This is a genomic window from Pseudomonas sp. B21-036 (assembly GCF_024748925.1).
GTDB classification, from domain to species: Bacteria; Pseudomonadota; Gammaproteobacteria; order Pseudomonadales; family Pseudomonadaceae; genus Aquipseudomonas; species Aquipseudomonas palmensis.
This window is the reverse complement of record NZ_CP087178.1, coordinates 4,359,429-4,372,414: the sequence shown is the minus strand read 5'-3', so window position 1 is coordinate 4,372,414 and position 12,986 is coordinate 4,359,429. Positions and strand designations below refer to the sequence as shown.

General features: G+C 63.7%; 12 protein-coding genes. 4 read left to right on the top strand and 8 right to left on the bottom strand.

Features of this window, described 5'->3' with window-relative positions; translation table 11 throughout:
- Positions 1–218 precede the first annotated feature (218 nt).
- From glpD to LOY33_RS19775, 4 genes are all read right to left on the bottom strand, one after another.
- Entirely contained in the window at positions 219–1,757 is a 1,539-nt protein-coding gene (gene glpD / locus LOY33_RS19790) for a glycerol-3-phosphate dehydrogenase (protein WP_043861986.1), read from the bottom strand.
- 172 nt (positions 1,758–1,929) lie between these two features.
- Entirely contained in the window at positions 1,930–2,685 is a 756-nt protein-coding gene (locus LOY33_RS19785) for a DeoR/GlpR family transcriptional regulator (RefSeq protein ID WP_043861985.1), read from the bottom strand.
- A 162-nt stretch (positions 2,686–2,847) separates the two neighbouring features.
- Positions 2,848–4,347, bottom strand: a complete 1,500-nt coding sequence (gene glpK, locus LOY33_RS19780) for a glycerol kinase GlpK (RefSeq protein ID WP_043861984.1) — start codon at positions 4,345–4,347, stop codon at positions 2,848–2,850.
- Positions 4,348–4,413: 66 nt separating this feature from the next.
- Entirely contained in the window at positions 4,414–5,265 is an 852-nt protein-coding gene (locus LOY33_RS19775; RefSeq protein WP_043861983.1) for an MIP/aquaporin family protein, read from the bottom strand.
- Positions 5,266–5,567: 302 nt separating this feature from the next.
- Between LOY33_RS19775 and ybaK the strand changes: the two genes are divergently transcribed.
- Both ybaK and LOY33_RS19765 read left to right on the top strand, forming a co-directional pair.
- A complete protein-coding gene (ybaK, locus tag LOY33_RS19770; RefSeq protein WP_043861982.1) occupies positions 5,568–6,038 on the top strand; it encodes a Cys-tRNA(Pro) deacylase in 471 nt (156 codons plus the stop codon).
- Between the two features lie 92 nt (positions 6,039–6,130).
- A complete protein-coding gene (locus tag LOY33_RS19765; RefSeq protein WP_058540964.1) occupies positions 6,131–6,910 on the top strand; it encodes a PhzF family phenazine biosynthesis protein in 780 nt (259 codons plus the stop codon).
- A gap of 82 nt (positions 6,911–6,992) precedes the next feature.
- Here LOY33_RS19765 and LOY33_RS19760 read toward each other — a convergent pair whose 3' ends face one another.
- Positions 6,993–8,102, bottom strand: a complete 1,110-nt coding sequence (locus tag LOY33_RS19760; RefSeq protein ID WP_043861980.1) for an ABC transporter ATP-binding protein — start codon at positions 8,100–8,102, stop codon at positions 6,993–6,995.
- On the bottom strand, positions 8,099–9,019 hold the full coding sequence (gene argF, locus LOY33_RS19755) for an ornithine carbamoyltransferase (RefSeq protein ID WP_043861979.1): 921 nt from the start codon (positions 9,017–9,019) through the stop codon (positions 8,099–8,101). Before argF ends, LOY33_RS19760 begins: the two co-directional genes overlap by 4 nt.
- Positions 9,020–9,409: 390 nt before the next feature.
- Between argF and LOY33_RS19750 the strand changes: the two genes are divergently transcribed.
- Both LOY33_RS19750 and grxD read left to right on the top strand, forming a co-directional pair.
- Entirely contained in the window at positions 9,410–11,518 is a 2,109-nt protein-coding gene (locus tag LOY33_RS19750; protein WP_258659823.1) for a molybdopterin oxidoreductase family protein, read from the top strand.
- A gap of 92 nt (positions 11,519–11,610) precedes the next feature.
- The gene (gene grxD / locus LOY33_RS19745; RefSeq protein WP_038999109.1) at positions 11,611–11,946 is read left to right on the top strand and encodes a Grx4 family monothiol glutaredoxin; all 336 of its coding nucleotides are present in this window, start codon (positions 11,611–11,613) and stop codon (positions 11,944–11,946) included.
- A gap of 140 nt (positions 11,947–12,086) precedes the next feature.
- On the opposite strand, the gene bfr is transcribed toward grxD, so the two are convergent.
- A complete protein-coding gene (gene bfr, locus LOY33_RS19740; protein ID WP_043861977.1) occupies positions 12,087–12,557 on the bottom strand; it encodes a bacterioferritin in 471 nt (156 codons plus the stop codon).
- A 201-nt stretch (positions 12,558–12,758) separates the two neighbouring features.
- The gene (locus tag LOY33_RS19735) at positions 12,759–12,977 is read right to left on the bottom strand and encodes a bacterioferritin-associated ferredoxin (RefSeq protein ID WP_043861976.1); all 219 of its coding nucleotides are present in this window, start codon (positions 12,975–12,977) and stop codon (positions 12,759–12,761) included.
- Positions 12,978–12,986: the final 9 nt, after the last annotated feature.

Genomic DNA, 12,986 nt, shown 5'->3' with positions numbered 1-12,986 from the left:
TCTGATTTTGATCATAACCCCATGCAAATAGCGGCGGCGGGCATTTTTTGCCGGGGTATGGCGGGGGAGGGATGTCCGGGTTTCCGATTAAGGGCCAATGGATCGTTCGGGAAACCGAACAGATAGTCCTTTGTTGGCCTCATCGCGGGTCAAACCCGCTCCCACTGGTTTGGTGACCTTGTGGGAGCAGGCTTGACCCGCGATGCGATTTTGCGGTGTCAGGCTGCCTGAATACGCCCGCGGCTCAGTTCTACCCGTTGCAGGTAAACCCGCAGAGCCTGTTGTTCGGCCGGGCTGGTGAAAAGCCCCAGCTTGGTGCGCCGCAGCAGGATATCGTCGGCGCTGACCGCCCATTCCTCGCTGCACAGGTAATCCACCTCGCGGGTGAACAACCCGCCACCAATCGCATCGCCCAGGTCGTCCGGGCCCTGGACGCCCTCGAGCAGGCGCCATACGCGGCTGCCGTAGGTCAGCGCCCAGCGCTTGGCGATATCCGCTGGCAGCCAGCCGAAGCGCGCGAGAATCTCGTCGCACAGCGCCTGCGGCGTGGTCATCTGTTCACCGCCCGGCAGGCTGGAGGTGGCGGTCCAGCTACCGGTCATCTGGGTGAAGTACGGCGCCAGCTCGGCCATGGCCGACTCGGCCAGCTTGCGGTAGGTGGTCAGCTTGCCGCCGAACACCGACAGCAGCGGCGCCTCGCCGGCAGACGCCGACAGGGCCAGGGTGTAGTCGCGGGTGACCGCCGAGGGGTTGTCCGACTCGTCGTTGCACAACGGGCGCACACCGGAATAGGTGCTGAGGATGTCGGCGCGGCCCAGCTGGTGGTTGAAGTGCGCGTTCACAACCTTGAGCAGGTAGTCGGTCTCGGCCTCGGTGATGCTCACCTGGGCCGGGTCGCCGCTGTACTCGCGGTCGGTGGTGCCGATCAGGGTGAAGCGCTCCAGGTACGGGATGGCGAACACGATGCGCTGGTCTTCGTTCTGCAGGATGTAGGCATGCTCGCCCTCGTACAGCCGGGGCACGATCAGGTGGCTGCCCTGAATCAGGCGAATGCCGTAGGGCGCCTCCAGCTTGAGGTCGTCCTTGATGAACCTGGCCACCCACGGGCCGGCCGCGTTCACCAGCGCGCGGGCCTGGATGGTCTGCTGGCTGCCGTCGGCGCGTTCGAGCTGCACGTTCCACAGCTTGCCCACGCGCCGTGCGCTGACGCAGCGGGTACGGGTGAGGATGTGCGCACCCAGTTCACGCGCGGCCATGGCGTTGAGCACCACCAGGCGGGCGTCGTCCACTGCGCAGTCGGCGTATTCGAAACCGCGGGTGATGGCCGGCTTGAGCGGGTTGCCCGGGCCGAAGCGCAAGCTGCGCGAGGCGCCCAGCTGCTTGCGCTTGCCCAGATGGTCATACAGGAACAGGCCGGCGCGGATCATCCAGGCTGGACGCAGGTGCGGCTGGTGCGGCAACACGAAGCGCATCGGCTTGACGATATGCGGCGCCTTGGCCAGCAGCACTTCGCGTTCTGCCAGCGCTTCGCGCACCAGGCGGAACTCGTAGTGCTCCAGATAGCGCAGGCCACCGTGGATCAGCTTGCTGCTGGCCGAGGACGTATGGCTGGCCAGGTCATCCTTTTCGCAGAGCAGTACCGACAGGCCGCGCCCGGCTGCATCGGTGGCGATACCGACGCCGTTGATGCCGCCACCGATCACGGCAACGTCATAGATTTCGGCAAGGGCGGGCGATGGCGAGCTGGACTGGGACACGAGGCGGCCTCTGGTTTCTATCGAATATGAACATTAATGTTCGTTTGCGAAAATGGTAGCGCAACAAAATGGCGCCCGCCAGTCGCTTTCAATAGAAAATACTGATCGGATGACAAATAAATGAAAAATTATGAACATTCGAGCGGCCCCCGTTGCGAGGGCCGCGATGGCGCTACACCACGTCCAGGCGGATCTTGTGCTGGTTGAGCAACTGGGCGAGGGCGGCGACGGGAGGCTGGTCGGTCACCAGGCAGTCGATCAGGCTGATCGAGCCCAGGCGCACCATGGCGTTGCGCCCGAACTTGCTGGAGTCGGCGGCGAGGATCACCTGGCGCGCATTGGCGATGATGGCCTGGGACACGCGCACTTCCTGGTAATCGAAGTCGAGCAGGCTGCCGTCTTCATCGATGCCGCTGATGCCGACCAGGGCGAAGTCGACCTTGAACTGGTTGATGAAGTCGACGCTGGCCTGGCCGACCACACCACCATCGCGGCGCACGTTGCCGCCGGCCAGCAGTACTTCGAAATCGTCCTTGGCGCTGAGGATGGAGGCCACATGCAGGTTGTTGGTGATGATCTTCAGGTGGTTGTGGTTGAGCAGAGCGCGGGCGATGGACTCGGTGGTGGTGCCGATGTTGATGAACAGCGAGGCGTGATCGGGGATCTGCGCGGCGATGGCTTCGGCGATACGCTGCTTTTCGTCGCGCATCTGGTCGGCACGCATGGCGTAGGCGGTGTTCTCGATGCTCGAGTCATAGGCCGCGCCACCGTGATAGCGGCGCAGCAGGTTCACTTCGGCCAGCTGGTTGATGTCACGGCGGATGGTTTGCGGGGTTACAACGAACAGCTGCGCCATTTCCTCGATACTGACATAGCCGCGTTCGCGGACCAGCTCGAGAATTTGTTGTTGGCGAGGGGGCAGATTCATGGGCGGTCCTTTTGGGCTGCCGGGCAAATCTGCATGATGCCGCAGGATGGGGGCGGGGGCCAGCGCGGGGCTGGCTGAAACGATCCTGTGGGCGCCTCGCCAGCAAGGCTGGCGCCTACAGTGTAGGAGTCAGCCTTGCTGGCGAAGAAGCCTGCGCAGGTTTTATTCCTCGTGCGGTTCCCAGTCGCGGGTACGGTCCACCGCCTTCAGCCAGCCGGCGTACAGCTTCTCTTTCTGCGCCTCCTCCAACTGCGGGGTGAACTCGCGCTCGATGATGGCCTTGCCGCGCAGCTCGTCCAGCCCGCTCCAGAAGCCACATGCCAGGCCGGCCAGGTAGGCGGCGCCGAGCGCAGTGGTTTCGCGCATCTGCGGGCGTTCCACGCAGGTGCCGAGAATGTCGGCCTGGAACTGCATCAGGAAGTTGTTGGCCACCGCGCCACCGTCCACGCGCAGTGCGCTCAGGCGCTCGCCGCAATCCTGCTGCATGGCGTCGAGCACGTCGCGGGTCTGATAGGCGATCGACTCCAGCGCGGCGCGGATGATGTGGTCGACCTTGACCCCGCGGGTCAGGCCGAACAGGGCGCCGCGCGCGTACGGGTCCCAGTACGGCGCACCCAGGCCGGTGAATGCCGGCACCAGGTACACGCCGTTGCTGTCCTTGACCTTGCTGGCGAAGTACTCGGTGTCGTGGGCGTCGTTGACGATCTTCAGCTCGTCACGCAGCCACTGCACGGTTGAACCGCCGTTGAACACCGCGCCTTCCAGGGCATAGGCCACTTCGCCGCGCGGGCCGCAGGCAATGGTGGTGAGCAGGCCATGGGACGACTGCACGGCCTTGTCGCCGGTGTTCATCAGCAGGAAGCAGCCGGTGCCATAGGTGTTCTTGGCCTGGCCCGGCTCCACGCACATCTGGCCGAACAGCGCAGCCTGCTGGTCGCCGGCGATGCCGGCAATGGCGATGCCGCTCTTGGTGTGGCCGTAGACCTCTGACGACGAGCGTACCTGGGGCAGCATCTGCTTCGGGATGCCCAGCACCTGCAGCATCTTCTCGTCCCATTCCAGGGTGTGGATGTTGAACATCAGGGTTCGCGAGGCGTTGGTGTAGTCGGTGACATGCACCTTGCCGCCGGAGAACTTCCAGATCAGCCAGGTATCCACGGTGCCGAACAGCAGCTCGCCGCGTTCGGCGCGCTCACGCACGCCGTCGACGTTGTCCAGGATCCACTTGAGCTTGGTGCCCGAGAAGTACGGGTCGGTGACCAGGCCGGTGGTTTCGCGAATGTAGTCCGCGTGGCCGTCACGCTTGAGCTGCTCGCAGATCTCGGTGCTGCGTCGGCACTGCCAGACGATGGCGTTGTACACCGGGCGACCGGTTTCGCGGTCCCACACCACGGTGGTCTCGCGCTGGTTGGTGATGCCGATGGCCGCCACCTGGTCGTGGCTCAGGCCCGCCTGGGCCAGTGCTTCGACCATGGTCGCGCTCTGGGTGGCGAAGATCTCCATCGGGTCATGCTCGACCCAGCCGGCCTGGGGGTAATGCTGGGCGAACTCGCGCTGCGAGGTGCCGACCACGTTGGCGTCACGGTCGAAGATGATCGCGCGTGAACTGGTCGTGCCCTGGTCCAGGGCAATGATGTAGTGCTTGTTCGGGGTGTCGGTCATGGTGTGGGCCTTGCACTCGAAAAGGTGGAAGTCGGGGCAGGGCGAGCCTGGCTCGCCGGTTCGGCATCAGGAGGCCTGGGTCTTGCCCCGAGCGTTGTCGTCGGTCTGGGCGTTCGCGCCGTCTGCCGTGGGCAGGTTGCGCGCGATCACGCCGCGATACAGGGCGGCACCCACGCTTGCACCTATGATCGGCGCAATGATGGGAACCAGGAAATAGGGAATGTCACGTGCGCCAGTAAAGGCCACGTTGCCCCAGCCGGCCAGGAAGGTCATGAGCTTGGGACCGAAGTCGCGCGCCGGGTTCATCGCAAAGCCGGTCAGCGGGCCCATGGCACTGCCGATCACCGCGATCAGCAGGCCGATCAGCAGTGGTGCCAGTGCGCCCCGGGGCAGGCCGTTGCTGTCGTCGGCAAGGGCCATGATCACCGCCATCAGGATGGCCGTGATCACGGCCTCCACCAGAAATGCCTGGCCGGTGGACAGCAACGGGTGCGGATAGGTGGAGAACACCGAGGCCAGCTCCAGGCTGGCGGTGCTGCCGCGCACCATGGCGTGGGTCTGTTCGTAATCGAAGAACAGGTTGCTGTACAGGGTGTATACCAGCGCCGCGCCGCAGAAGGCACCGGCCACCTGGGCGACGATGTAGAACGGCAGCTTGCGCTTTTCGAAGCCGCTGAACAGGCTCAGGGCGATGCTCACGGCCGGGTTCAGGTGTGCACCCGACACCCCGGCGGTGAAGTAGATCGCCATGCTGACCCCCACGCCCCAGATGATGCTGATTTCCCACAGGCCGAAGCTGGCGCCCGCGACCTTGAGTGCCGCGACGCAGCCGGTACCGAAAAAGATGAGCAATGCGGTGCCGAGGAATTCGGCCATGCATTGGGCAGACAGCGTTGGTTGTCGTAGAGCAGTCGTCATTCGTGACCTCGGTTCTTGTTGTTGTGAGGCGCGTGTGCGCTCGACAAAAACCCGAGCAGAATCCCCATTCTGGTCGGGTTGACGGCAGAACTGCACGGTATTGGGGCAGTTCGATATTCAGAATCGAAAAAATATAGACAAGAAACGCTGATGTCAAAGGTCGAAAGTGAACTGCCATTCATATTCTGACTGCCGGTGGCTCAGGTGGTGTCGGTGGCAACCGGGCGGGTAATGGTTGGCTCCGGCGTTTTGCCCTAAAGTAGCCAGCGACTGGAGACCGATCACCCTGCCTGGAGCCCTGCATGACCCCCGCCCTGGATTTGCTCAAGAAAGCCCGCGCCGAACACCGCATCCACAGTTATGAACACGACCCCAAGGCGGCTTCCTACGGCCTGGAAGCCGCCGAGAAGCTCAACCTGGAGCCAGCGCGGGTGTTCAAGACGCTGCTGGCCAGCACCGAGAAGGGCGAGTTGCTGGTGGCGGTGGTGCCGGTGGTGGGCAGCCTGGACCTCAAGGCCCTGGCCCATGCGGCGGGTGCAAAGAAGTGCGAAATGGCCGACCCGATGGCCGCACAGCGTTCCACCGGGTACCTGGTGGGCGGGATCAGCCCGCTGGGGCAGAAGAAGCGCCTGCGCACCTTCATCGATGCTTCGGCGCAGCAGTTCGAAACCATTCATGTCAGCGCCGGGCGGCGCGGGCTGGAGGTGGAACTGGCGGCGGCGGTGCTGGCCGAGCACACCCGGGGCAGCTTTGCGGCGATCGGCCGCGAGTAGCATCTGTATCCTCCAAATCCGGCCATTCTGTATATGGAAGCGCGAGCGCCCGGGCAGGCATGCTCGCTGCCTTCCCATGCAGGAGCCAACCCATGCAGCTTGAATTTCACCAGGTCGATGCCTTCAGTTCCCAACCCTTCAGCGGCAACCCGGCGATGGTGTATCGCCTGGAGCAATGGCTGCCCGATGAACTGATGCAAAAAATTGCGGCCGAGCACAACCTGGCCGAAACCGCATTCGTCGTGCGCGAGGCGCAGCGCTGGCGCATCCGCTGGTTCACGCCCTCCACCGAAGTGCCGCTGTGCGGGCATGCGACCCTGGCCAGCGCGCATGTGCTGTTCGAGGTGTATGGGGAAGATGCCGAGTGCCTGGCGTTCGACAGCCGTTCGGGGCCGCTGACCGTGAGCCGCGAGGCGGGGCGCCTGGTGCTGGACTTCCCGCGCTACGACCCGCAGCCGCTGGCCGAGCTGCCGCCGGTGGCGCAGGCGCTGGGGTGCCCGGTGGTCGAGGTGTGGCAGACCAATGAACTGTTCGTGGTGCTCGAAAGCGAACAGGCGGTGCGGGATTGTCGCCCTGACATGGCGGCGCTGGTGCCGTTGCCGGGGCTGGGCGTGATTGTCACGGCGCCAGGGCGCGAGCATGATTTTGTGTCGCGCTATTTTGCGCCGGGGATCGGTATCCCTGAAGACCCGGTGACCGGCTCCACGCACTGCTCGCTGATCCCTTACTGGGCGCAGCGCCTGGGCAAGGATGAGCTGCACGCGGTGCAGTGTTCCGCGCGGGGTGGGGAGCTGTTCTGCCGCCTGGAAGGGGCGCGGGTGAAGATTGGCGGGTATGCGACGCGGGTGGCGAGCGGGACGTTGTTCCTCTAGCGGCCCTTTTCGCCAGCAAGGCTGGTTCCTACAGTAGGCCAGGCAATTTCCTGTAGGAGCCAGCCTTGCTGGCGAAGCGTTATCAGAGCGCCGCGCTGTAGCGTCGCACGCCGTTCTCCGCCACCGGCAGTTGTGCCGGCACCGTGCCGGCCACCGGGAACAGCACCAGGTGGTCCGCCGCCACTTCAATGCCCACCTCGCCGCCGACCTGATGGTCGATATGGCTCGGGAAGATCGCTTCGAGCTGGCTGCCGGTACCCAGTTGCAGGCGGTACAGGGTGGACGCACCGAGGAAGCTCTTGCCGACGATGCTTGCCTTCAAGGCACTGTGGGGCGCATGCACGATGTCGTCCGGGCGCAGCAGCACATCCACCGCGCTGCCCTGGGGCAGGGTGTAGGCCCGATTGCCGCGCAGCTCGCCCAGTTCGGTCTGCACCGATTCGGGGCTGGTCAGCTGGCCACGGATGAAATAGCCCTGGCCGATAAAGCTGGCCACGAACGGCGTGAACGGTTCGTGGTAGAGGTTGTACGGGGTGTCCCACTGCTCCAGGCGGCCTTCCTTGAACACGCCCACATGGTCGCTGACGGCAAAGGCCTCTTCCTGGTCATGGGTGACCAGGATCGCGCTGGTGCCGCGACTCTTGAGGATGTCACGCACCTCATGACTGAGGCGTCGGCGCAGTTCCACGTCGAGGTTGGAGAACGGCTCGTCCAGCAGCAGCAGTTGCGGCTCGGGTGCCAGGGCACGGGCCAGGGCCACACGCTGTTGCTGGCCGCCGGACAGCTCATGCGGGTAGCGCCCGCCAAGCTTGTCCAGCTTCACCAGCTCGAGCATTTCATCGACCACCTGGCGCTGGCGCGGGTGCTTGCCGATGCCGAACGCGATGTTCTCGGCCACGGTCAGGTGCGGGAACAGCGCGTAGTCCTGAAACACCATGCCGATGCGGCGCTTCTCCGGGGCCAGGGTGAAGCCGGCCTTGGAGATGACTTCGCCCGCCAGGCTGATCTCGCCCTCGTGCACCGGCTCGAAACCGGCGATGGCGCGCAGCGTGGTGGTCTTGCCGCACCCCGAGGAACCCAGCAGGCAACCGATGTCGCCGGCGTTGAGGTGCAGGTTGAGGTTCTGGACGATGCGCTGCTCGCCATAGCCGCAGGCGAGGTCGCGCAGGTTAAGCAGTAGAGGTTGACTCATGCGTGGTGATAGGCCGGTTCGACAAGATATTCGAGAAGCGCCTTCTGTGCATGCAAGCGGTTTTCGGCCTGGTCCCAGGCGACCGAACGGGGGTCGTCGAGCAGGTCCAGGCTGATTTCCTCACCACGGTGGGCGGGCAGGCAGTGCATGAACAGGGCATCCGCAGCCGCCAGGTCGAGCAGTTCGCGGTTGACCTGGTAAGGCGCAAACAGCGCCAGGCGCCGTGCAGTTTCCTCCTCCTGGCCCATGGAAGTCCAGACATCGGTGCTCACCAGGTGTGCACCGCGCACGGCGTCCTTGGGGTCGCGCACGATCTGCACGCGCTCGCCGGCCTGGGCCACGAACGCCGGGTTGGGCTCATAGCCCTCGGGGCAGGCGATGCGCAGCTGGAAATCGAACTGGATGGCCGCTTCTATATAGCTGTTGCACATGTTGTTGCCATCGCCCACCCAGGCCACGGTCTTGCCCTGGATCGAGCCGCGGTGTTCGAGGAAGGTCTGCATGTCGGCCAGCAGCTGGCACGGGTGCAGGTCGTCGGACAGGCCGTTGATCACCGGTACCCGCGAATTGGCGGCGAACTCGGTGAGCGTGCTGTGGGCAAATGTACGGATCATCACCGCGTCGAGCATGCGCGACATGACGATGGCGCAGTCACCGATCGGCTCGCCACGGCCCAGCTGGGTGTCGCGTGGCGACAGGAAGATGGCCTGGCCACCGAGCTGGATCATGCCGGCTTCGAACGACAGCCGGGTACGCGTGGACGACTTTTCGAAAATCATGCCCAGCACGCGGTTTTTCAGGGGTTCGAAGAGTACGCCGCGGTTACGCAGGTCCTTCAGCTCGATCCCTCGGCGGATCACACTGACCAGTTCTTCGGCGGTGAAATCCATCAGGGAGAGAAAGTGCCTAGCGCTCATCATTGACTACCTTTTTGCAACAGACCGCAGATCATCAAAAGCCGGTTTTCGAAAACAACGGAAGTGACCTGCGGCGAAAGCCGCACGGGGCGACGAAATAGGGAAAGGCGCAATACTATAATTAAATGTCGCGTCTTACCAAGTGGGGGCTGCGAACTCGACGTTGCCGAATGTGTTGCAAGCCGTTGGGTGACGCTTTTTATTGGGCCGGACAGGCTTTGTACACTGCCCGCCGAGGCCTTTGCAACGCATGCGCGGTACAGGTGCCAGCGCGCCGCGACCATCGCCTTGCCTGATGCCGGGCGATTCACGCCACGAACGTCACTGGCGAGAGGGGCGGGGCAGGGCCATAGTCGAGGTCGCTAATCAGACCCACAACAAGAGGCGGCCATGAGCAAAAGCGTGCATCACCGTGCCTGTCATCTGTGCGAAGCCATCTGCGGCCTGACCCTGGAAGTGGCCCATGAGCCTGGGCAGGCGCCGCGCATCACGTCGATCAAGGGCGATGCGCTGGACACCTTCAGCCGTGGCCATATCTGTCCCAAGGCCGTTGCGTTGCAGGACATCCAGAACGATCCGGACCGCCTGCGTACTCCCATGCGCCGCATCGGCGAGCAATGGCAGGCCATCGGCTGGGACGAGGCGTTCGCGCTGGCCGCCCGGAAGCTCTGGGCCCTGCAGCAGCGCCATGGTCAGAATGCGGTGGCGGTGTACCAGGGCAACCCCAGCGTGCACAACTACGGCCTGATGACCCACAGCAACTATTTCCTGGGCCTGCTCAAGACGCGCAACCGCTTTTCCGCGACCTCGGTCGACCAGTTGCCGCAGCACCTGACCAGCTACCTGATGTACGGCCATGGCCTGCTGTTGCCGATTGCGGACATCGACCATACCGACTTCATGCTGATTCTGGGCGGCAACCCCTTGGCTTCCAACGGCAGCATCATGACTGTGCCCGATGTCGAAAAGCGCCTCAAGGCCCTGCAGGCACGGGGCGGCAAGCTGGTGGTGGTCGACCCGCGGCGCAGCGAGACCGCGGCCATGGCCGACCGACACCTGTTCGTGCGCCCAGGCACTGATGCGGCGCTGCTGTGCGGGCTGCTCAACACCCTGTTCGAGGAAGGCCTGAGCCGTACCACGCACCTGCCGGTGGCCGGGCTGGGCGCGGTGCGCGAGGCAATCGCGCCATTCACAGCCGAAGCCATGGGCCCGCGCTGTGGCATCGAGGCCGAGCAGATCCGCCAGTTGGCCCGTGACTTCGCCGCCGCCGACAAGGCCGTGTGCTATGGGCGCATGGGCATCTCGACCCAGGCTTTCGGCACCCTGTGCCATTGGCTGGTGCAGATGATCAACCTGGTCAGTGGCAATCTGGATCGGGTCGGCGGCGCCTTGTGCACCCAGCCGGCAGTGGACCTGGTGGCCAGTACCAGCGGCGGGCATTTCAACGCCTGGCAGAGCCGTGTGTCGGGCCTGCCCGAGTACGCAGGCGAGCTGCCGGTGGCGGCACTGGCCGAAGAGATGCTATGCGAGGGCGAAGGGCAGGTGCGTGCACTCGTCACCGTGGCCGGCAACCCGGTGCTCTCCACGCCCAATGGACGGCAGCTGGAGCAGGCGCTGCAAGGGCTGGAGTTCATGCTCAGCATCGACCTGTACATCAACGAGACCACGCGCCATGCCGACCTGATCCTGCCGTCCACCTCGGCGCTGGAGAACGATCACTACGACACCACCTTCAACCTGCTGGCGGTGCGCAACGTCAGCCGCTTCAACCGGGCGATCCTGCCCAAGCCCGAAGGCGCGCTGCACGACTGGGAGATTTTCGTCGGCCTGGCCAAGGCCTTCGCGGCACTGGCCGACAAGCCGCTCAAACCGACCCTGACACCCGCGCAGATGATCGACCTGGGCTTGCGCGGCGGGCCCCATGGCCAGGGCAGCGCGTTCGACCTGTCGCTGCACACCCTCGAGCGCTATCCCCACGGTATCGACCTGGGGCCGTTGCAGCCCAACCTCGGTGCGCGGCTGAAAACTGCCAGCCAGTGTGTCGAGGCCGCGCCCGCGGTGATCCTGGCCGACCTTCAGCGCTTCGCCGCGCAAGCTTTGCCCCACGCCACGCAACTGGTGCTGATCGGGCGTCGGCATGTGCGCAGCAACAACTCCTGGATGCACAACTACCATCGCCTGGTGAAGGGCAAGCCGCGCCACCAGCTGCTGATGCACCCCGACGACCTGGCCGGCCGGCAGTTGCAGGACGGCCAGCGAGTGCGCGTCAGCTCGCGCGTGGGCAGCATCGAGGTGGAGGTGCTCGCCAGCACCGATATGATGCCCGGCGTGGTCAGCCTGCCACACGGCTTCGGCCACGGGCGGCCAGGCATGCGCCTGGGCATCGCTCAGGCGCAAGCAGGGGCCAGTGCCAACGATCTGACCGACGAGCGTCAGCGCGACGCGGTATCGGGCAATGCGGCGCTCAACGGGGTGGTGGTAGAGGTGGTTGCGGCCTGATATCGGCAAGGCCGAGCGTCACGCTCGGCTTTCCGATACAATGCGTCACCGTGCCGACAACCAGGTCGGAAAGTTCAGCCGCGAGGTGCTTCATGGATATTATCGAAACAATCAAAGAGCAGATTGCCAACAACACCATTCTGCTTTACATGAAAGGCTCGCCGAATGCCCCGCAGTGCGGCTTTTCGGCCAAGGCGGCGCAAGCCGTGATGGGTTGTGGCGAGAAGTTCGCTTACGTGGATATCCTGCAGAACCCGGAAATCCGCGCCAACCTGCCCAAGTACGCCAACTGGCCGACCTTCCCGCAACTGTGGGTGGGCGGTGAGCTGGTCGGCGGCAGCGATATCATGGCCGAGATGTTTGCCAACGGCGAGCTGCAGACCCTGATCAAGGACGCCGCTGCCAAGGCCGAGGCGGCCAAGGCCTGAATCCGGTTTTGCACTGAAGAGCCCCGCATCTGCGGGGCTTTTTTGTGCCTGCCTGGGCCCGGTGGCCGGCAAGGCCGGTTACCCCAGGCGAAAAAAAGCCCCGCACAGGCGGGGCTTTGGTTACAGCCGGTTGGGCGTGATTACTCGCCCATCTGCGACTGCAGGTAGTTTTCCAGGCTGACCTTGTCGATCAGGCTCAACTGGGTTTCCAGCCAGTCGATATGCTCTTCCTCGGCCTCGAGGATGTCTTCGAGCAGTTCGCGGCTGCCGAAGTCGCCCACGGTCTCGCAATGCGCAATCGCCGCCTTCAGGTCGATCAGGCCTTTCTGCTCCAGGCGCAGGTCGCACTCGAGCATTTCCTTGGTGTGTTCGCCAATCAGCAGCTTGCCCAGGTCCTGGACGTTGGGAATACCTTCGAGAAACAGGATGCGCTTGATCAGTTTGTCAGCGTGTTTCATCTCGTCGATGGATTCTTTGTATTCGTGCTTGCCGAGCTTTTCCAGACCCCAGTCTTCGTACATGCGCGCATGCAGGAAGTATTGGTTGATTGCGACCAGCTCGTTTCCGAGGATCTTGTTGAGATGCTGGATGACGCTAACGTCGCCTTTCATGATGGGGGCCTGCCCTGCGTAAGTGTGTCGATAAGCAGGAGTCTGAGCCCGACAACTTCCAGTGTCAAACCTAAGTTATTGAATAATAAATGAAAATTAATCGGAATAAGAATGTTTGTGTTCCGCGTTTTAAGCCTAACTACTTGAATTGCAGGCATAAAAAAACCGGACACGAGGTCCGGTTCTTCAAATTCGCTGTTTTCAGGCTGCGGTAAATTCTACCGGATAAGGCAGGGCGGCCTGGCTGACCTGCAGTTTGGTCAGGGTTTCACGTACCACTTCCTTGGCCAGGCAGGCACATTTGCCGCACTGGGTGCCCACGTTGGTGGCGGCACGGACTTCCTTGTAGCTGCAGCATCCTTCGTAAATCGCATCGCGGATCTGTCCGTCGGTAACACCAACACAAAGACACACATACATAAGGGAGAC